Below are 19,636 nucleotides of genomic sequence, written 5' to 3'. Positions count from 1 at the left end.
TTATGCGCATCATCGACTCACATACAGAGGGTGAACCGACACGGGTCATCATTGAAGGAGGCCCCGACTTGGGCAGCGGCTCGCTGCGAGATCGCCTGCAACGCTTCAAAGAAAAGCACGACCGCTATCGAAGCACAGCCATCAATGAGCCGCGTGGGTCAGAGGCCGTCGTCGGCGCTTTACTTTGTGAACCGGTAGATACAACCTGTGCAGCGGGTGTGCTCTTCTTCAACAACACCGGTTATCTGGGAATGTGCGGCCATGGTGCGATGGGCGTCGCCGTCACGCTTGGCTTTCTAGGTCGGATTGGTCTTGGTCTCTGTCGGTTAGAAACTCCGGTTGGCGTCGTCGAAGCCAATCTACTCTCTCCCAACAAGGTCGCGATTGAAAATGTACCCAGCTATCGTTATCGGCACAAAGTCAGTCTGAACGTGCCAGAATTGGGAACCATCGTCGGCGACATCGCCTGGGGGGGAAACTGGTTTTTCTTAGTAGAACAATCCCCCTTTGCACTCAAGACACACAATGTGAGACTGCTCACCGATGCCGCTCAACTGATTCGTTCGGAGCTGGAACGACAGCAAATCACCGGGGCGAATGGAGAAGAGATTGATCACATTGAATTCTTCGGTCCCGCGGAATACTCTGACGCGCACAGTCGTAATTTCGTCTACTGCCCCGGCGGCGCTTTTGATCGTTCCCCCTGCGGTACCGGCACCAGCGCCAAACTTGCCTGCCTCGCTGCTGATAAAAAACTGCAACCAGATGAACCCTGGATTCAGGAAAGCATTATTGGCAGTCGCTTTGTTGCCACGTATCGCGAAACAACAGAACGCCACATCATCCCCAGAATCACCGGCAATGCCTATATCTGCGGCGAAGGAAAACTCATTCAACAACCCGACGACCCGTTCCGATACGGAATCACAGTGGAAGGGTCTGTATGAGTTCGTCCTCACAACCTGAGACAGCAATTGTTGTCGGCTCGGGCATTATCGGCATCGCTTGCGCACACTATCTTTCAAAAGCAGGCCTGCAAGTCACCGTCATTGATCGGAATTCACTCGCAGGTGCCTGCTCACACGGCAACTGTGGCTACATCTGCCCAAGTCATGTACTGCCACTGACAGAACCGGGCGCATTTCGTACCGCCCTGAAGTCATTATTCACACCTCATGCCCCCTTTCGCGTCAAACCACGATTCAGTCCGCCACTCTGGAACTGGATGTGGCAATTCGCCCGGCGTTGCAATCATCGTCAGATGCTCGCTTCGGGAAAACATCTCAAAACGATCCTCGATTCCTCAATGACCGAGTACCGCAGGCTCATCGTTGACGAGCAGCTTGACTGTGAATGGAAAGAACAGGGGCTGCTGTATGTCCTGCAAACCGAAAAAGGGATGCACGAATTTTCGCAGACGGATCAAATTTTGTCCGATCACTTTGGTGTGAAAGCCCAGTGTATTAACGGCGCCGATTTACCCGCATTCGATCCTGCACTCAAGCAGGATCTTGCCGGTGCGTTCCATTATCCGGAAGATGCCTCGGTTCGACCAGACCTTCTCAATTCACAATGGGTCGCGCGTCTCAAACAGAACGGCGTCAAGTTTATCGAGAACTGCGAGTTGCAAGGGCTTAGTAAATCGGCTGGTCGAATCACACAGCTGAAAACATCGTGCGGAGTAATGGACGCACATCGATTTGTCTTTGCCACAGGTGCGTGGAGCCCACAGATCTCAGCCGAACTGGATTGTCGCATTCCCATCCAGCCGGGCAAGGGATACTCCATCACCATGCAGCGGCCAACACCTTGCCCCCAATATCCGATGCTGTTTCCCGAACACAAAGTGGGCGTCTCACCATTCCAGAACGGCTATCGACTCGGTTCAATGATGGAGTTCTCCGGTTATGACACATCCATTCCCGAACATCGCATCGCCCAATTACGAAAATCGGCCGAGCCTTATCTGATTGCACCTTCCACAGAGAACGCACAGGAAACCTGGTTCGGCTGGCGTCCGATGACCTGGGACAGCCTCCCGATTATCGGTCGCACCCCCCGTCTCATGAACGCGTATCTCGCAACCGGCCACAACATGCTCGGAATGAGTCTGGCCACAGCCACGGGAAAGTTGATCGCAGAGCTCATTCAAGGCAAACCGACTCACATCGACGCCAACCCCTTTTCGCCGACGCGATTTTGAAACGCGATGCTCTGAGAAAGAACGTTAAACGTTCTCGCCCCAACCCCCTTTCGTGTTTTTTCATGCCTTTCGCGGTAGAAAAAACCTCTTCTCCTCAAAACGATCCCCCCGCTTCCGTTTCTCGCAAGCCGGCTCCCCTGTGAACGTATTGTCGATCTTTTACTCAACAAGTATACTCGCCAACATGAATCGACCGCGTCGGCTAGTGCTTTGTCAAGCTAGAAATTGAGGGTTAGGGGTGTTGTTTACGTGCTCCGTTGTCGCACTCTCGTGATATCTATCAACCCAATATTAAAAAATGACGCTCCACTAGTCTGTTTCCCCCACAGCTTCGGAGAGCCCGTTAGATGAACTCAGACACCGCTTCCACCAACGATAGCTCAAACAGTACGCCGGACCTGGAACAGGCCGACTTGGATTCCGTCTATCAACGGCTCGAAACGACAACCGCCGGTCTCACCTCAGCCGAGGCTTCCAATCGCCTGGAACAATACGGGCGGAACGAACTGGCGGACGAAGAAGTCAGCAACCTGATGAAATTTCTGCGTTACTTCTGGGGTCCGATTCCCTGGATGATCGAGGCGGCCGCATTGCTCTCCGCACTCATCGGCCACTGGCCTGACTTCGGCATCATCATGGGGCTACTCGTTTACAACGCGGCCTCTGGTTTCTGGCAGGAACAGAAAGCGTCGAATGCACTGGCCGCCCTGAAAGCAGGGATGGCTCCTAAAGCCAGAGCGTTGCGCGACGGAAAGTTTTCTGCAATCGACGCGGCTGAAGTTGTACCCGGCGATGTCATACGGATTAAACTCGGCGAAGTTCTGCCGGCCGACGTTCGCTTTATCGGCGGCGATTACATCAGCATCGACCAGGCGGCTTTGACCGGCGAATCCTTGCCGGTAAGCAAAAAAGTAGGCGACAGCGGCTACTCCGGCAGCATCGCCAAAAAGGGAGAAATGACGGCGGTCGTCATCGGCACCGGAAAAAACACGTTCTTCGGTCGTACCGCCAGCCTCGTCGCGGCAGCAGGCACCGAGGCTTCTCATTCACAGAAAGCGGTCGGGCAGATCGGCGACTTCCTGATCTTCCTGTCGATGGTGCTGGCCTTCATTCTGTTTAGTGTGGAATTCTATCGAGATGTCATCGTGAAAGATGACTGGCGTTGGACCGAACTGGTCGACATCCTGCGGCTGATCCTCGTCCTGTTAATCGCCTCGATCCCCGTCGCCATGCCCACGGTCATCACCGTCACCAATGCCCTGGGTGCGCTGGCGTTGTCACGAAAGAAAGCCATTGTTTCGCGGTTGGAAGCCATCGAAGAACTGGCGGGCGTCGACATCCTCTGCTCGGACAAAACGGGCACGCTGACCAAAAATCAGTTGAGCCTCGGCGAGCCAATTCTGTTTGAAACAAACGATTCCGAAACCATCACACTCGCCGGTGCCCTCGCCTCACAACGCGACGACGACGATCCAATCGATCTGGCAGTCGTCGCCGGTCTCAAACAGACCAACATTCTGGACAACTACCGCGTCGAAAAATTCGTCCCCTTCGATCCGGTCAGTAAGCGAACTGAGACTACCGTTGTCGACGCAGAGGGCAAAACCTGGAAATATTCCAAGGGAGCGCCGCAGGTGATTATCGAGCTCTGCCAACTCGATGCCGACACAACAACGAAAGGCGAACAAGCCGTGCTCGATCTGGCAGCCCGCGGCATGCGCGCTCTGGGAGTCGCGGAATCAGCAGACGACGGCCAGAGCTGGAATTTTCTGGGTATCCTCTCTCTGCTCGATCCGCCACGAGACGACTCGAAAGAGACCATTCGACAAGCGCAGGAGCATGGGATCGAAGTCAAAATGGTGACCGGCGATGACGTGGCCATCGGCAACGAAATCTCCAGTCAGTTAGGCATCGGCAATCACCTGCAGGCGGCCGCCGACCTGTTTACCAAAGAGATGGACATGAGCCATCTGCCCGAACCAATCACGGCCTGTATAGAAAAAGCCGACGGATTCGGTCGTGTCTTCCCCGAACACAAATACGGCATCGTCAAAGCACTGCAGGATCGCGGGCATGTCGTGGCGATGACCGGCGATGGCGTCAACGACGCCCCTGCCCTCAAACAGGCCGATTGCGGCGTGGCCGTCAGTGGTGCGACCGACGCCGCACGAGCCGCCGCGGATTTGATTCTGACCGAGCCCGGCCTCTCGACCATTGTCGATGCCATCGACGAAGCGCGGAAGATCTTCGAACGCATCATCAACTACGTTTTATTCCGCGTTAGCATGACTCTGGACATCATGTTCGTTGTTGTCTTGTCGACCTGCTTCTTTGGTTTCTCTCCGTTAACGCCGGTGATGATCGTCTTTCTGGCACTGCTCGATGACGTCCCCATTATGACGATCGCCTACGACAACACTCTTCTACCCGATAAGCCGGTGCGCTGGAATATGCGGCGGCTGCTAACGATTTCGAGTTTAATGGGGCTGCTGTCGGTCGTTCAGACATTCACGCTGCTATTGATCGGCATGGAATGGATGGGCAATCACGACTGGCTCGCCTGGATTCATCTGACGCACGATCAACTGCAGACCGTGATCTTCCTGCAGATCGTCGCCGGCGGCCACCTGCTGCTATTTGTGATGCGTTCCCGCAGCCTGTTCTTCATGCCCCCCTGGCCAGCAAGGCCGTTATTTCTGGCGATCGTGGGCACTCAACTCCTCGCCGTTCTGATGTGCGGTTTGGGCTGGTTCGTCTCTCCCATTCCGTGGACGATCATCGGCCTGGTCTGGCTCTATATGCTGCTCTGGATGGTGATCCTCGACCTGGTCAAGCTGGCGATCTACCATAAAATTGAGCAAGGCGAAAATCATCGCCCCGCCTGGTACAAACGGTTTCTCAAAAGCCAGTTAAACAGGGATGCGGGACGCCCCAGTCTCTCTGCCCAAAATACAAAGAAGCGTTGACCAAAAACGGTTCCCGGCATCACTCACTTTTTTCTCTCTTAATTAATAAAGAATACCTCGAACTCATCCTTATTCTGACCTGTTGATCCAATTGACATTGGTTCAAGACATAATTACATTTAAATATATTGAATCTTTGATGTAATTATTGTCTTAAACAATCGAAGGAATCTTCAGCGTGAGAAAACAACGAAAAGGCTTTACATTGATTGAACTCTTGGTGGTCATCGCGATCATCGCCATCCTGATCGCCCTGCTACTGCCGGCTGTTCAGCAAGCCCGCGAGGCAGCACGGCGGAGTACTTGCAAGAATAATTTGAAGCAGCTTGGCTTGGCCATGCACAATTACCACGACACGCATCGCGTGTTCCCTTATGCAAGCACCTATATTTCCACTAATTTTGGAGCAACAAATCACACGTGGGTCGAGTTTATTTTGCCATTTATTGAGCAGTCAACATTGTACAATCAGATTAATTTCAGCGAACACAACAATGTCGCGACTGGCAGCAATAACCTGGCATTATTCGAGAACAAATCGTTTCCGTTCCTGAAGTGCCCGTCCAATCCGGCTGCAGATAGTTTAACTGATTCCAACAATGCCAACTTTGATGCATGGAGCGTTGGTACCCAGGGTCTATTCTACGTAGTCAGTGGTGGCAGCAGCCGCCCCGATGCCGTCTCCCCTGATTGCACGGCCGCAGGATCACCCAGCTGGTGTGTCACACCAGCTAATATCTGGGGTTCATCTCATAGCTATGGAAACACCACTCATCCGGGATTGTTCTCCCCCCGTGGTGTCACTAAAACGCGCATGCGAGACGTGACAGACGGCACGAGCAATACGTTCATGCTAGGGGAACGCCGGGCTGAGATCTGCCATTGGGGCGGTGCCTGGAGCACGAACTTCCCTGGTGCATTTACAGGACAAAAACCCAACAGCCCTACTCAGACCACGAATCCCAATAACTACCAGAATAACTGTGGTTTCAGCAGTACACATGTAGGTGGCCTGCATGTGTGCATGGCAGATGGTGCAGTTCGTTTCATCTCAGAAAATATTGATCATCAAACATTCTGCTATCTTGGTGACAAATCCGACGGCCACGTGATCGGCGAGTATTAATGTAGTCACAGTCGGTTGAGAATCGATGTTTCTAAAGTTTCAGAGAACCGCTACTGCATTCAGGCAGAGCGGTTCTCTTTCATTTCTTCAAGTTCCACCAACTGACCCGTTCCGCAGTGTGAGCTGTCGACGATGTCCTTTTTTTTAGTTGTGGAACATCTCACATCTTGAGATTTACCCTCGTCTCGTTTTGCAGATCAATAGTCTAGCTGATTATTAAGGAAAGCCAGGAAATGTTGCAGCAAAAAGTTCAACTCGCTACGTTCGTTTTTATTGTGAATAGCATCGCGTTATTCAGTCTCGTTGGTTGTGGCGGCCCAGCAGGCGATCCCGACCTGATTCCAGTCCAGGGAACAGTGACGTTAGACGGTCAACCATTAAAAACCGGCATCATCGGTTTTGCCCCCGAATCAGGCCAGGCAGCATCGACCGGCAAGATTGAAGACGGGGATTTTAAGCTCAACTTCTCCCAATCCGCTGATGGTGCCAAACCAGGATTGTACAAGGTTTCAATTCAATCGTGGACGACGCCCCCCTCGATGGACGCAAACGGAAAGCCTGTCAAAGGGGTCTTAGCGATCCCAGAGAAATACATGAGTCAGACAACATCTGGTCTCACTGCGAATGTCAAAAAAGAGGGAGAGAACGATTTCACATTTGAACTGAAAAGTGAATAATTGATTTCGTTGAGTTCATTGAAAATGATTGCAGCTTGCCAAACAAGACTGTGATTGCACCTTCACCAGAAAGCAGGCGGCCCCGCCCGGCACAAGCGATTTCTATAGACCGACAACACAGGAAGTGAAAATGGATGCGGGACGGGCTCGTTAATCTCACCAACGAACCGGAGAGCGTTGAGCATGGATTACAGCAAACAATTTCGCGTGACACCGGGCAGCAAGGTCGATCTGTCTCAGATCGATGCCGGCTTCAAAGACCAGCATGAATCCCACGCGCATGCACTGCCGGAAATCGAAGCGTATGAGCAGAAGCTACAGGAGCTGCAATACCTGATGTACGCCGAAGGCAAGCGTTCGCTGTTGATCTGTCTGCAGGGGCGCGACGCCGCGGGAAAGGACGGCACCATCAAACATGTGCTGGGCGCCATGAATCCGCAAGGCTGCACGGTCAGCGGCTTCAAAGTTCCCACGAAAACGGAAGCCGCCCACGATTTCCTCTGGCGTTATCACCGTGCCACTCCAGAAAAAGGGCAGGTGGCAATCTTCAACCGCTCGCACTACGAAGACGTGTTGGTGGTCCGCGTGCACAATCTGGTTCCTGAAGACGTCTGGTCGAAACGTTACGATCACATCAACCACTTCGAACAGCTCCTACACGACACTGACACCCATATCCTGAAATTCTATCTGCACATCGACGGGGAAGAACAACTCAAACGCTTCAAGCAACGCATCGACGACCCCACCCGGCACTGGAAAATCAGCGATGGCGACTACGCCGAGCGCCCTTTATGGAACGAGTACACCCAGGCCTTCGAAGCGGCGCTAAGCAACTGCAGCACGGAGCACGCCCCCTGGTTCATCATCCCCTCCAACCACAAATGGTTCCGAAATTTAGCCATCTCCCAAATCGTCGCCGAGACATTAAAGACCCTCAACATGCAATTCCCCGAACCCACCGTCGACATCAACGAAATCAAACAGAAATACCACCAGATGGCGGAAGAGAGTAAATGAGCATTGTTAAGCTGATAGAACAATTGAATAATTTGAGTAATTGCGAAGTTGCCCCTCCTCAAGGAATTCCTGCTATTGAGATAAAAATCCCTACTGACTTGGAAGAATTTTACCGTCTCGCGGGAGGTGCCCGATTATTTGAAGGAGCAGACTACGCAATTGATATCGTCGCGCCAAATCAATTCGTTCGGGCCAATCCAGTCATCGTAGGAGAAGCGTGCCGAGATGATATCAGTTTTGACTGGTTTATTATCGCTCAGGAGGGAGAACAACGTCTCACTTTGGACCTGAACCCAGACCGTTATGGTCGCTGTTATGACAGTTTTTGGGATCAACACGGCATCCCCGGGGAATGCCCGGTGATCGCTCTCAGTTTCACACATTTACTGGCGCAACTCATTCAGTCAAAAGGAAACTATTGGTACTGGCTCCAGGAAAATTTCATCAGTCTGGGAGATAGCTATGACTGAGAGTAAGCCGACTGTTTCGTAACCCTTGCCCGCTTATAACTTCCGTTGCTTTGAACGGCGCAGATCTTCCTCGCTCGGCACGGTCATCACAAAATCATCTGCGGTCGGTTTTCGCTTACCCAGATCATCTGATTTCCATTCTGTGACGAAATACTTTTCTCGGGTACCTGTTTGTATTTGTGACTGACAATGCTTCGTACCAAACGCGGCACCGGGTATCCGCCACAGTCAGCAAAATACTTTTTCGTGCCTTTTCGTGGTAGAACTTAATTCCATTCCAAAGTCACGCTTACTGCTTCAGCGGGTTCGTCTCCTGAATGATGTCATTAATTCCCGACTGATTAAAGCCTTTGAAACCTTCTTCCCGCTGCAGAATTTCCAGATGCGAGCCGATCGCCCCTTTCTCACGGAATTTGTCTGCTTCTTCAATCGTAATCAAGCCGTCATCCAACAACGACTGAATCCGGCTCTCTTCGACCGGCCAGATTTCCCCCGCTGTAAACGCCTGCTTGAGATGCGGCAGATCGGTGAACGGCTTCATCGTTTTGACATCGTTCTCGTCTGCCAGTTGATCCCGTGCGGCTGTGAAGTCGAACAGGCATTCCAGATGATGCATGCCCGCTTGCAGAAAGGCTTCGCCATGCAGACGGCACCAGAGGCCGACCGTACCCAGTTCGTTTAATTCGGGTAACGGCTCATGCGCAAAGTCTTGTGAGACTTCTTCGGGCGACAAGTCCACGTCGGCAAAGATCACAACGCCGGTCGTCGGATGTTCGAGCACCTGTGCCCCCCAACCTGCTTCTTTACCCGCGTAAAAACGTTCGCGCAATTGAAACCCGAGTAGTTCAAATAGCGAGATCAAACGCCAGAATTGTGTGCGGCTCGAACGATAGGTATGATGATCGTGATTCGCCCAACCCACTCCCAGCAAATCCTGACGCCCCTTTTGAATGCGAGCAACAACGTTACGTTGCTGCCAGTAAGCCCGCTCTGCTGCGAAAAACAGATCACAAGTCAGGTCGACTCCCAGGTCTTCAATCGCAATACGAATCATCGACTCGGCATGTTCAAAGCCGTCAATATCGCCGGCAAAGTCCCGCTTGCGCAAACGAAACGCCTGAGTATGATTGAGCAGGTCCTTCAAATCTGGATCTGGTTGCTTCTTCACCGTATCAATGCGTACGCCATGCCGTTCAATCACATGTAGTTCGACACCGTTTTCGTGAAAGACCAGTCGCTGACGCACAGACGCACCAGGCGTCCCTTCAATCGGCAACTCCAGCGCACATTGATGGATGGCTAAAAAATCAACGACGGAATCGACGCGTACAGAGAGACGTTCCGACTCGCCGGTGCTTGCCTGAATCGCTGGGAAATGCGCCGCCGGATGCTGAAACAGTTTGAATTTCAAACCGCGGGCCGCTTCATAACCCAAGCCAGCCAAGGTCTGCTCCAGTTCGTCGGACCAATGCAATTCAAAGTGATCCACCCAGTCAATCAACCGGGTCCCGGTTCTAGTTTGCAAATCACTGGCAAATTGTTTGATGCGCGAGGATTGCGCACAAAACGTGTCAATCCGCTGGTTCAGAAACTCCGCAGTCTCTGGATATCGTTTCCAATCAAAGGTCGCAAGTTGTTGACTGGTCATAACTTACCTCCTTATAACCATATTGTTTCATGGCCCGTTTGAAAGTCAAGACGCCTCTCTTTCATTAATACGCGAAATCACACCAAAACAGAAACTCAATCAGAAAAGCCGTTTTTCGCGTATATAATTGTGTAGAGGTTCCCTCTATCATATCACGTCTTTCATCCCTGTCTGGAGAACCTGCCATGTCTCAAACTATATTACTCATTGGCGCGGGAAAAATCGGGCGGATGATCGCCTCGCTACTCATTAAGTCTGGCGATTATCAACTGCGAATTGCCGACCGTGTCCCCGCTGCTCTGGAACGAATACAACAGCGGATTCCCACCGCAGAAACACGCGTGCTGAATGCCGATTCGCATGCGGAACTGGTTCACATGATGCAAGGCTGCACCGCCGTCATCTCTGCACTCAGCTTTCGCGAAAATCCGGGAGTCGCCCGCGCCGCTCTGGAAGCAGGTGTGAATTATTTCGATCTCACCGAAGACCGACAGACCACCGCCGCCGTCAAAGAAATTGCCGATGATGCCACCACGGGTCAGGTCTTCGTGCCTCAATGTGGCCTCGCACCCGGTTTTGTCACCATCGTGAGTAAACATGTCATGGAATGGTTCGACGAAATTGATACCGTCCGTATGCGCGTCGGCGCGCTGCCACAACATCCAACCAACGCACTCGGCTACAATCTGACCTGGTCGACCGACGGACTGATCAACGAATATTGTAATCCCTGCGAAGTCATTCACGGACACAAAATCAAAAACCAGCTGCCATTGGAAGGGTTAGAACAGTTCACTCTCGATGGCAACGTGTATGAAGCCTTTAACACATCCGGCGGACTGGGAACGCTCTGCGAAACAATGGACGGCCATGTCCGTGAACTGAATTACAAAACCATCCGCTATCCCGGCCACCACCAACTGATGAAGTTCCTGCTGCAAGATCTGCGATTGGCAGACCGCCGTGAACTGCTCAAGGATGTGATGGAACACTCGATCCCCGTCACCTTTCAAGATGTCGTGATTGTATTCTGCACGGTGCGTGGAAATCGCAATGGGCAGTTCGTCGAAAAGAGTGACTTGCGAAAACTGTATGCACAGGAAATCAACGGCGAAGTCTGGAGTGCCATTCAACTCACCACCGGAGCCGGCATCTGTGCCGTCGTCGATCTAGTCCAACAAAACCAGATCAAGAGGACCGGCCTGATCCGACAGGAAGAGATTCCCTTCGACAGTTTTATCAATAACCGCTTCGGCTGCTATTATGAAACAGAAACATTTGCCCTGGATTAATCGACATTTATCAAGCGAGCATAACCATGACTCATTCCATACATGAAGCTTTACAAAATATCGGCGTTGCGGATCAACCTGCGGCGGTCGCTGTCGGAACGAACTGGCAGACTGGCGCCGGCGAACTGCTAACGGGCAAGTCTCCTATCGACGGCTCAACGCTCGCCACGTTCAACGAAGCCACGCTCGGCGATGTCGGGCTGGTTGTCGACACAGCACAGAGTGCCTTCCTGAAATGGCGCGCCGTTCCCGCGCCCCGTCGCGGCGAATTCGTACGTCTGCTCGGCGAAGCCCTGCGGAAGCACAAAGTCGATCTGGCCACCATCGTCAGTTGGGAAGCCGGCAAAATCACCCAGGAAGCGCTCGGCGAAGTCCAGGAAATGATCGACATCTGCGATTTCGCCGTCGGTTTGAGCCGACAGCTCTACGGCAAAACAATCGCCAGCGAACGACCGGGACATCGGTTAATGGAACAATGGCATCCTCTGGGACCGATTGGCGTGATCAGTGCGTTCAACTTCCCCGTCGCCGTCTGGGCCTGGAATGCGATGCTTGCATTCGTTTGTGGCGATACCGTTGTCTGGAAACCGTCCGAAAAAACACCACTCTGCGCCATTGCCTGCCAGCAGATTGTGAATCAGGTCGCACAGAATTTTCCTGAAGCCCCCAATGGCATTTCGAATCTTCTCATCGGCGGCGCAGAAATTGGCAACGCGCTCGCCGAACATCACGATGTCCCTCTAATCTCAGCCACCGGTTCCATCCCCATGGGCCGCGCTGTCGCCACTACCGTCGCCCGTCGTCTGGGACGCAGTCTGCTTGAACTGGGTGGCAACAACGCCATGATCGTCACCGAGTCGGCGGATCTCGAAATGACGGTTCGCTCGGCTCTGTTCTCAGCCGTCGGCACCTGCGGTCAACGCTGTACCAGCCTGCGGCGTCTCATCGTTCACGAAAGCATCGCCGATCCATTACTGACGGCGTTGAAAAACGCCTACCAGCGATTGCCCATCGGCAATCCACTCAAACCCGGTACACTCGTCGGCCCGCTCGTCGACCAACGCGCGCTCGATGCCATGCAGCACGCATTAAAAACCGCCAAAGAACAAGGCGGCACGGTTCATTTCGGACATCAAATCGTCGAAACAGAATACGCGAACGGCTGTTACGTGCATCCCGCGATTGTTGAAATGCCCGGTCAGACAGAGATCGTCCAGCAGGAAACCTTCGCTCCCATTCTGTACGTCATGCAGTATCGAACGCTCGACCAGGCAATCGAAATGCACAACTCAGTTCCGCAGGGACTCTCTTCGGCCATCATGACCAACGATATCCGTCAGGCCGAACAGTTCCTCTCCCCTGCCGGATCTGATTGCGGCATCGCGAATGTCAACGTCGGCCCCAGCGGCGCAGAAATCGGCGGTGCGTTCGGCGGCGAAAAAGAGACCGGTGGCGGCCGCGAATCCGGCTCCGACGCCTGGAAAGCCTACATGCGCCGCACCACCAACACGATTAACTACTCGACCGAACTCCCCCTGGCGCAGGGCATCAAATTTGATCTGTAGTACCGAATTATTTTTCATCGGGTAAGCCCGAATGGAATTCGAACCGAGCAAAGCGAGCAGAATATGACAGGTAGAAAGATCAACGGTTTCAGACAACTCGCATCTTCATGAGCGGCACGGCGCCAGCCGCCGTTTGGTGAGTTGGTAATTATTTTGAAAACGGTGGCTGGCGCCATTCCGCTCATTTTTTGAACGAAAACCAGTTAATAAACCGACCTGAGAACCTTATCGTGTGCCACTGTCGGCTTGTCCGACAGTGCTTGTGAAAGTCCCTTTCCACACTTGTTTAATTCATCAAATACATCTCAATATCACACACAGCATTCTACTCTTCAACTGATACTCCAGGCTTTGAGCGTCGCCCCACCACCTCAAACTCCTGCACCGTATTCTCTTCCGGAAAGACTACCGCTGTCTGATAGGCAGCAAACAGAGGAGCAGGACTCTGGCCTTCATCATCTTCAGCAGAACCTTGTACGCTGCGCCCCTTAATAATCACCTTGTACGCACCACCAACGACGCCCCGCCCAGCTTGAGCCGTGTTAAATTTGCCATCATTAATTTCGGCAACTCCCTGCGGCCCTGTGTTTCCTTCATCGGCGTCTGCGATAAACATAACGGAACCAAAGGGAACCGGCTTCCCGTTATAACTCACGGTGCCGGAAACATCGTATAACGTGACATCGCTGCCCCCGGCACCACAGCCTGCCAGCAGCAGACAACCGATGCCGCTAAACAACATCACGCAACGCTTGAGACTGTTCATATTCCACATCGGTCAAACCATCCATTGAGTAAGAGATAAAAAAACATCTCCCGCATCAGATCACGGGAGATATCGAATTCAGGGTCTTTTAGAATTCCAGTGTGTTCGTCTCGCCCCCTTCACGACTGGCGGTCGCGAGGTACACGTTCATGTCTATATTTTCGGAAGCGAAATGCACGCTGCCATCGGCCATCAGCAGATGACAACCCCCTTCGTGAACACTTCCAAAACTCATATTGTTGAACTCGCCGGAAATAAATCCATGCACGTTAATGCCATACTTCACATTCTTACTGCTGCCACACGAATCACTATGACAGCCTCGATTCCAACTGCGGGGCGCAATGACTTCAGTCAGGTATTGATGTCCTGACATTTCTCCCACCATAATCGTATTGGAACTACCATCCAGAATATCGCGCATCTTGACATTCGAGCGCGGACCTCCCAGTACGCCGAGGTTGGACACATCATTCCCGCCACGACAATTCGGCACCGAAGTGCCTGAAGCGGGGTTCTCGCATTCCAGCTGATACGGCGCGGAAGTCACCGCATTGGTCCCCACTGGTCCCATATTGCCCACATAATGGGAAGCGAAAGTCGGGGCAGAACCGACCACTTCGCTGGTATGCGTTGAGTGCGTTTTGTTCGAACTGGGACAGAGATAAACCGGCGGCACATTCAAGCAGGCTTGCAGATTCGCTGAATAGGAATAGCCCCTGTTGAAATTAAACGTGTCATACAAAGGAGCCTGATCCACAAACGGCAGGATCATCACCAGGAAACTCATGCTGACGTTATTAGCCGTACTCGCTGAAGTCCCCGAACCGATCGACTGCCCAAACCCTCCTTGCGGAAAGATACGATGCGTCTCATGATAATTGTGTAACGCCAGACCGATCTGCTTCAGTTGATTCTTACAAGTGCTGCGACGGGCGGCTTCGCGAGCCTGTTGCACGGCTGGCAATAATAACGCAATCAAAATCGCAATAATGGCAATCACCACCAGCAGCTCGATCAGAGTAAAACCCTTCCGACCTCTTTTATCAAAAGAACGCATGACTTATCCTTCACTAATCAAAATATAAAAATATCCCTGAACAAAAACAGAACTCCTGATTTAAACATTTCTCATCCTAATGAGCGGCTCGGCGCCAGCCGCCGTTGGGTTTGCTGGTTTGCGTTTTGAAAACGGTGGCTGGCGCCATTCCGCTCATTTCCTGAACGAAAACCAGTTAATTTATGATTCGAATGCGCTTACCGTGTGCGATTGTTGGCTTGCCCAACAGTGCTTGTGAAAGCTCTCTTACACAACAAGTGAGCTCCTTAATATCACAGTCAAGCAAACACCTCACCAATCACTTCCCCTCCCAGCACCGTAGTAATTTCTTTCCGGTTGTTATGCATATAAAACAGCTTGTGCTGATCCAGCCCCAATGCATGTAATAGTGTGGCGTGCAAGTCCGCAGGTGAAATCGGCCGTTCCACCGGCGTATAACCCAGCTCATCCGTCTGACCAACAATCTGACCACCCTTCACACCGCCGCCTGCCATCCACATGCAGTAAGTCGTTGGCAAATGATCGCGGCCACGCCGATCACCTTTCGCGGAACCCTCTGTCGTCGGCGTGCGTCCGAATTCGCCGCCCCAGATCACCAGTGTCTCATCCAACAGTCCCCGTTGTTTAAGATCTTGCAGCAGCGCCGCCACCGGTCGATCTGTGGCCTTAGACCGCTTTGTATGATTCGCTTTGATCGCACCGTGGGCATCCCAGCCTCCATTTCGTAGTTGCACGACCCGCACGCCCCGCTCCACCAGCCGTCGTGCAATCAAACAGTGTCTGCCGAATTCCGCCGTTGGTTTCTCATCCAGACCATACAGCTTCGCCGTCTCAGCCGTTTCACTTTCCAGGTCAAACACTTCCGGAGCCGACGTCTGGAGACGAAACCCAAGTTCATAAGAGGCGATTCGCGCTTCCAGCTCCGAATCCTGACCGAGCTGCGCCAGATGTTCCTGATTCATCCATTTAATGAAATCCAGCTGCTCACGCCGATTCTTATGCGAATAGCCGGCGGGCATCTTCGTATATGGAATCCCACGTTTGCCATCCACGAGCGTTCCTTGAAACCGTGACGGTAAAAAACCGTTGCCCCAGCCCGGCGTCTGTGGTGCCGGCCCGCTGCTATTCGACAACATCGAAATGAATCCGGGCAGATCGCGGCTTTCACTTCCCAGCCCATATGTCATCCACGCTCCCAAACTGGGTCGATCTCCAATCGCAGAGCCAGTCAGGGCGATACATTCTCCCGGTCCATGCACGGGCACGCGATGATTCACCGAACGCAGTACGCAAATCTCATCGATCTGTTTTGCAGTCTCGGGAAACAGATCAGAAACCGGAATCCCGCTCTGACCATATGTTTTAAATTTGAACGGCGACGCCATCAATTTCGATCCCAGCCCCGCGCGTGGAATGTTCGGCACGCGCGCCGCGATACTCTCCGGCACCGACTGGCCTTCCAGCTTCGTCAACAACGGTTTCGGGTCGAACGTATCGACCTGACTTGGCGCCCCCGACATAAACAGAAAGATCACACTCTTCGCCGTGGCAGGAAAATGACTTGTTCCGGTGACCGCCGGCGCCCCATCCGCGGCATGTAACAAGCCGTCTTCCGCCAGCAGTGACGCCAGTCCCAACGCACCAAAGCCGAGCACACTCTGCCCCAGCATCGCACGACGATTGAGCGACGGTGAGGAAAAGTCGGAATTCAACGGGATCGGATCAAATGACATAAACGCCCTCTAAACTAAGGGATATAAATAAACTCGTTCAAATTCAGTAACGCATGGCACAACATCGACAACCGGCGTTCGGCTGACTCGGTAGAGCTCTCCGATTGGAAAAAGGCGAGCGACTGTTCCTGCTCCTGCGTCGTCGGTTCACGTCCCAGCACTCTCAGAAACGCCTGCCCCACCTGCTGCCCGTGATCGTGACCCGTTTCGGTAATAATGTTTTTCGCCAGCACCTGCGCCCGCCGGTCCATGAATTGACTGTTCAACATAAACAACGGCTGCAGCGCCACCGTCGAAACCTGCCGTCGCGAACAGCTGGCAATGCTGTCGGGTGCATCAAACATCGCCATCACTGACGGCATCTCGCTCCGACGTTGAAACAGATAAATCGTCCGCCGCAGACTCGCTTCTTCGCGTTCCTGAGGCACACTCGGTCCTCCCAGATCGCGTTTCAGTTCACCCGTCGCACACAAGATCGAATCTCGAATCGCTTCTGCTTCCAGCCGACGTCGCGGCCAACTCCAGAGCAGACGATTCTCTGGATCTTTCTCAAAATTCGTCTCATCAAACGCACGCGTCTGCCGATAGGTCGATGAAAGAACAATCTGCCGATGAATATGTTTCGTACTCCACCCCCGCTCCATCAACTCAGCCGCCAGCCAGTCTAATAATTCCGGATGCGACGGAGCTTCTCCCTGCACGCCGAAATCACTGGGCGTCGAAACCAGCCCCCGACCGAAATGATACTGCCAGAGCCGGTTCACCCAGACCCGCGACACCAGCGGATTCTTACGGTTGGTCAACCAGTCGGCGAGTGCGGTCCGCGAAAGTTTGTCGGAATCAATGGTCGTTGCTCCCAGCACCGCCGGCCAGCCTTTGCCGACTTCCGGTCCCCGCTGATGCACATCACCGCGAATCAGAATTTGTGACTTCGTCTGTTTCAATCGCTCTGCGGAATAGGGAAGCGGATCGCGATTCACCACCGGCAGCCGTTCAATCTGCTCATGTCCGGTTAGCGGTGAATAGTATCCCCACGTGTGCGGCGTTTTCGTATGTGCAAATCGTTTTCGTTTAATCAGCTTCTTCGCTTCGCGCTGATAAAAATCAAACGTTCCTTTCGGCATCCAGGTTTTCATCTCAGTCGGATTCGGCAGACCGTCCCCCTTGAGTGACAGATTCCCCAATTGACCATTTACGAAAAAACCCTGCAGCCGATAGTAGTCCCGCTGCGTCAAGGGATCGAACTTATGGTTGTGACACTGCGCACATTCCAATGTCAGCCCGAGGAAGGCACCGCTTGTGACATTCACAATATCGACGAGCACGTCGTTTCGCTGCGCGGCCTTATCCATCTGGTTCCCGCTGATCCGAGCCGAAGCCAGGAACCCAGTCGCGATCACATGCGCATCGGTATAAGGCTTCAACTCATCACCGGCAAGCTGCTCTTTGATAAACTGATCATACGGCTTGTCCGCGTTAAAACTCTCGATCACATAATCTCGATACCGCCACGCATACGGTCGCGGCAGGTCATGCTGATAGCCGTGACTCTCCGCCCAGCGGGTCAGATCCAGCCAGAAGCGTGCCCAGCGTTCGCCGTAATGTGGCGACGCCAGCAGTCGCTCGACCAGTTTTTCATATGCTTGCGGATCGGTGTTATTTACAAACGCCTCAATCTCGGCGGCACTCGGCGGCAGTCCCGTCAGATCCAGCGATAGCCGACGAATCAACGTCCCTTTGTCCGCTTCGGGCGCGGGCTCGATTCCCGCTTTCTGCCAGGCACGGGCGATAAACGCATCAACGGGCGTGCGCATCGGTTTGCTGCTTTTCACTGTCGGCACGTCCGGTCGATTGATCGTTTGAAAGGCCCAGTGATCCGACTCGGTTTGTGGTGTCGGCAGCAGACGATAATCCCACTTCGCCCCCTGATCGATCCAGGCCCGTAACTTGGCGACTTCCTGTTTAGTCAACGCGGTACCTTCATCGACGGGCGGCATGCGTTCTTCAGCGACCTGTGTTGAAACCAGCTCGACGAGTTTGCTCTCTTCGCTGTTCCCCGGCACGATCAACGTTTCTCCGGTACTGAAGCCAAGCAGTTCCTCGTATACATCCAGCCGATACCCCGAATCAGGATTCGCGCCCGCATGACAGCTGAAACACCGTTGTTTGAGCAGCGGATAAATCTCTTTTTCAAAATGCACCGGCGCCGCCCAGGCGGCCTGTTGTTTTGTTGCCATTTTTGGAATCTGTCCCGGCGAGAGATCGAGCACATCACTCCACGTACGGCTCAAAACCAGATCGCTGACATAAATTCGGTCATCCCGTTCCGTTTTATTACCGGTCGCAAAGCCGACCCAGCGCACGCCGTTCACACTCTGCGGATTCACGGTCGTCGCCACTGGTTTTTCCAGATCATCAGGTTTAGGATCAACCCATAAATCGAATCTCGTAAAGCCGGCCCGCAGCGATTTCTCTGGCTTCGACAATCGCCCGACGATCAGATAATCCCGATCGCGTTCCAGCTCCACCGAACTCCAGGCCGTCTTCTGCGTACCGATCCGCACCATGAACACGACTTTTCCCTTGTTGGGACCACTGGACGCTACATGCACGCCGATATTCGGTGTGTGATTCGCATGCACCGCTGAGTCAGATCCTTCGTAGCGATCCAACCAGAACACGAAGAACTCACCCTCATCGCGCTGTTTCTTGTCGGCCGCATATCGGAATCGAAATCGTAAATACAGTTCCTGATCCTGATACGTCTCCTTCAACTCCCGCCGCAGAGGATTGTTCCGCTGCACTAATCCGTGAATCAACGCTTCGTGCGAAATCGCCCGTTGTTTGTCGGCTGCTGTTTTGTGCTTTGTATCCACAAACAACGCCGGCTGCCGTTGGGAAAGGACCCAGCCCCCCTTCCAACCAAAGCCCGACTGATTCCATTTCTGAGTATCGATCTGCCGATTGACTAATCCGTGCGCGAGTCGTGGCTGCTCCTCTGCAAACGTCTGTGTCGAACAGAACAACAGCCCGTAAACCAACAACGTTGAAATTGTTCGCCAGGGATAAATGTCAGATATCAGAGCGCGATACATCACAAGTCTTTCAGT

Annotated in this window: 14 protein-coding genes; 9 read left to right on the top strand and 5 right to left on the bottom strand. The window is 53.1% G+C overall.

Translation table 11 applies throughout. The features are described 5' to 3' along the window. Positions 1-2 precede the first annotated feature (2 nt). The 7 genes from AAC022_RS18160 (at position 3) to AAC022_RS18130 (ending at position 8,462) form a co-directional block, all read left to right on the top strand. Positions 3-947, top strand: a complete 945-nt coding sequence (locus tag AAC022_RS18160) for a proline racemase family protein (RefSeq protein ID WP_339733345.1) — start codon at positions 3-5, stop codon at positions 945-947. Beyond that, positions 944-2,203: an FAD-dependent oxidoreductase gene (locus AAC022_RS18155; RefSeq protein WP_339733344.1), complete on the top strand. Its 1,260-nt coding sequence runs from the start codon at positions 944-946 to the stop codon at positions 2,201-2,203. The genes AAC022_RS18160 and AAC022_RS18155 overlap by 4 nt, the downstream gene beginning before the upstream one ends. 347 nt (positions 2,204-2,550) lie before the next feature. Next, entirely contained in the window at positions 2,551-5,169 is a 2,619-nt protein-coding gene (locus AAC022_RS18150; protein ID WP_339733343.1) for a plasma-membrane proton-efflux P-type ATPase, read from the top strand. 178 nt (positions 5,170-5,347) lie between these two features. Continuing rightward, the gene (locus tag AAC022_RS18145; protein ID WP_339733342.1) at positions 5,348-6,295 is read left to right on the top strand and encodes a DUF1559 domain-containing protein; all 948 of its coding nucleotides are present in this window, start codon (positions 5,348-5,350) and stop codon (positions 6,293-6,295) included. A 233-nt stretch (positions 6,296-6,528) separates the two neighbouring features. Beyond that, complete coding sequence (locus AAC022_RS18140; protein WP_339733340.1) at positions 6,529-6,972, top strand: hypothetical protein; 444 nt, start codon at positions 6,529-6,531, stop codon at positions 6,970-6,972. A 183-nt stretch (positions 6,973-7,155) separates the two neighbouring features. Further along, positions 7,156-7,992, top strand: coding sequence for a polyphosphate kinase 2 family protein (locus AAC022_RS18135; protein ID WP_339733338.1), 837 nt, complete (start codon positions 7,156-7,158; stop codon positions 7,990-7,992). Then, positions 7,989-8,462: an SMI1/KNR4 family protein gene (locus tag AAC022_RS18130; protein ID WP_339733336.1), complete on the top strand. Its 474-nt coding sequence runs from the start codon at positions 7,989-7,991 to the stop codon at positions 8,460-8,462. Before AAC022_RS18135 ends, AAC022_RS18130 begins: the two co-directional genes overlap by 4 nt. A gap of 289 nt (positions 8,463-8,751) precedes the next feature. Here the strand turns inward: AAC022_RS18130 and AAC022_RS18125 are convergent, their stop codons facing one another. Further along, positions 8,752-10,110: a hypothetical protein gene (locus tag AAC022_RS18125; protein WP_339733334.1), complete on the bottom strand. Its 1,359-nt coding sequence runs from the start codon at positions 10,108-10,110 to the stop codon at positions 8,752-8,754. Positions 10,111-10,295: 185 nt separating this feature from the next. Here AAC022_RS18125 and AAC022_RS18120 point away from each other — a divergent pair, with 185 nt between their 5' ends. Beyond that, entirely contained in the window at positions 10,296-11,402 is a 1,107-nt protein-coding gene (locus AAC022_RS18120) for a saccharopine dehydrogenase C-terminal domain-containing protein (protein WP_339733333.1), read from the top strand. A gap of 26 nt (positions 11,403-11,428) precedes the next feature. Beyond that, positions 11,429-12,967: an aldehyde dehydrogenase family protein gene (locus AAC022_RS18115; RefSeq protein ID WP_339733331.1), complete on the top strand. Its 1,539-nt coding sequence runs from the start codon at positions 11,429-11,431 to the stop codon at positions 12,965-12,967. Between the two features lie 325 nt (positions 12,968-13,292). Here AAC022_RS18115 and AAC022_RS18110 read toward each other — a convergent pair whose 3' ends face one another. The 4 genes from AAC022_RS18110 to AAC022_RS18095 form a co-directional block, all read right to left on the bottom strand. Then, positions 13,293-13,742 carry a hypothetical protein gene (locus AAC022_RS18110; protein WP_339733329.1) on the bottom strand — a complete coding sequence of 150 codons (450 nt, stop codon included), beginning with the start codon at positions 13,740-13,742 and terminating at the stop codon, positions 13,293-13,295. A 79-nt stretch (positions 13,743-13,821) separates the two neighbouring features. Beyond that, the gene (locus AAC022_RS18105) at positions 13,822-14,793 is read right to left on the bottom strand and encodes a DUF1559 domain-containing protein (RefSeq protein WP_339733328.1); all 972 of its coding nucleotides are present in this window, start codon (positions 14,791-14,793) and stop codon (positions 13,822-13,824) included. 278 nt (positions 14,794-15,071) lie between these two features. Further along, positions 15,072-16,526, bottom strand: a complete 1,455-nt coding sequence (locus AAC022_RS18100; RefSeq protein ID WP_339733327.1) for a DUF1501 domain-containing protein — start codon at positions 16,524-16,526, stop codon at positions 15,072-15,074. 14 nt (positions 16,527-16,540) lie between these two features. Further along, the gene (locus AAC022_RS18095) at positions 16,541-19,621 is read right to left on the bottom strand and encodes a PSD1 and planctomycete cytochrome C domain-containing protein (RefSeq protein WP_339733325.1); all 3,081 of its coding nucleotides are present in this window, start codon (positions 19,619-19,621) and stop codon (positions 16,541-16,543) included. Positions 19,622-19,636 lie beyond the last annotated feature (15 nt).

It is taken from the genome of uncultured Gimesia sp., from assembly GCF_963976445.1.
GTDB lineage: Bacteria > Planctomycetota > Planctomycetia > Planctomycetales > Planctomycetaceae > Gimesia.
Note: the sequence above shows the minus strand (reverse complement) of the source record. Positions and strands in the feature narration are given on the sequence as shown.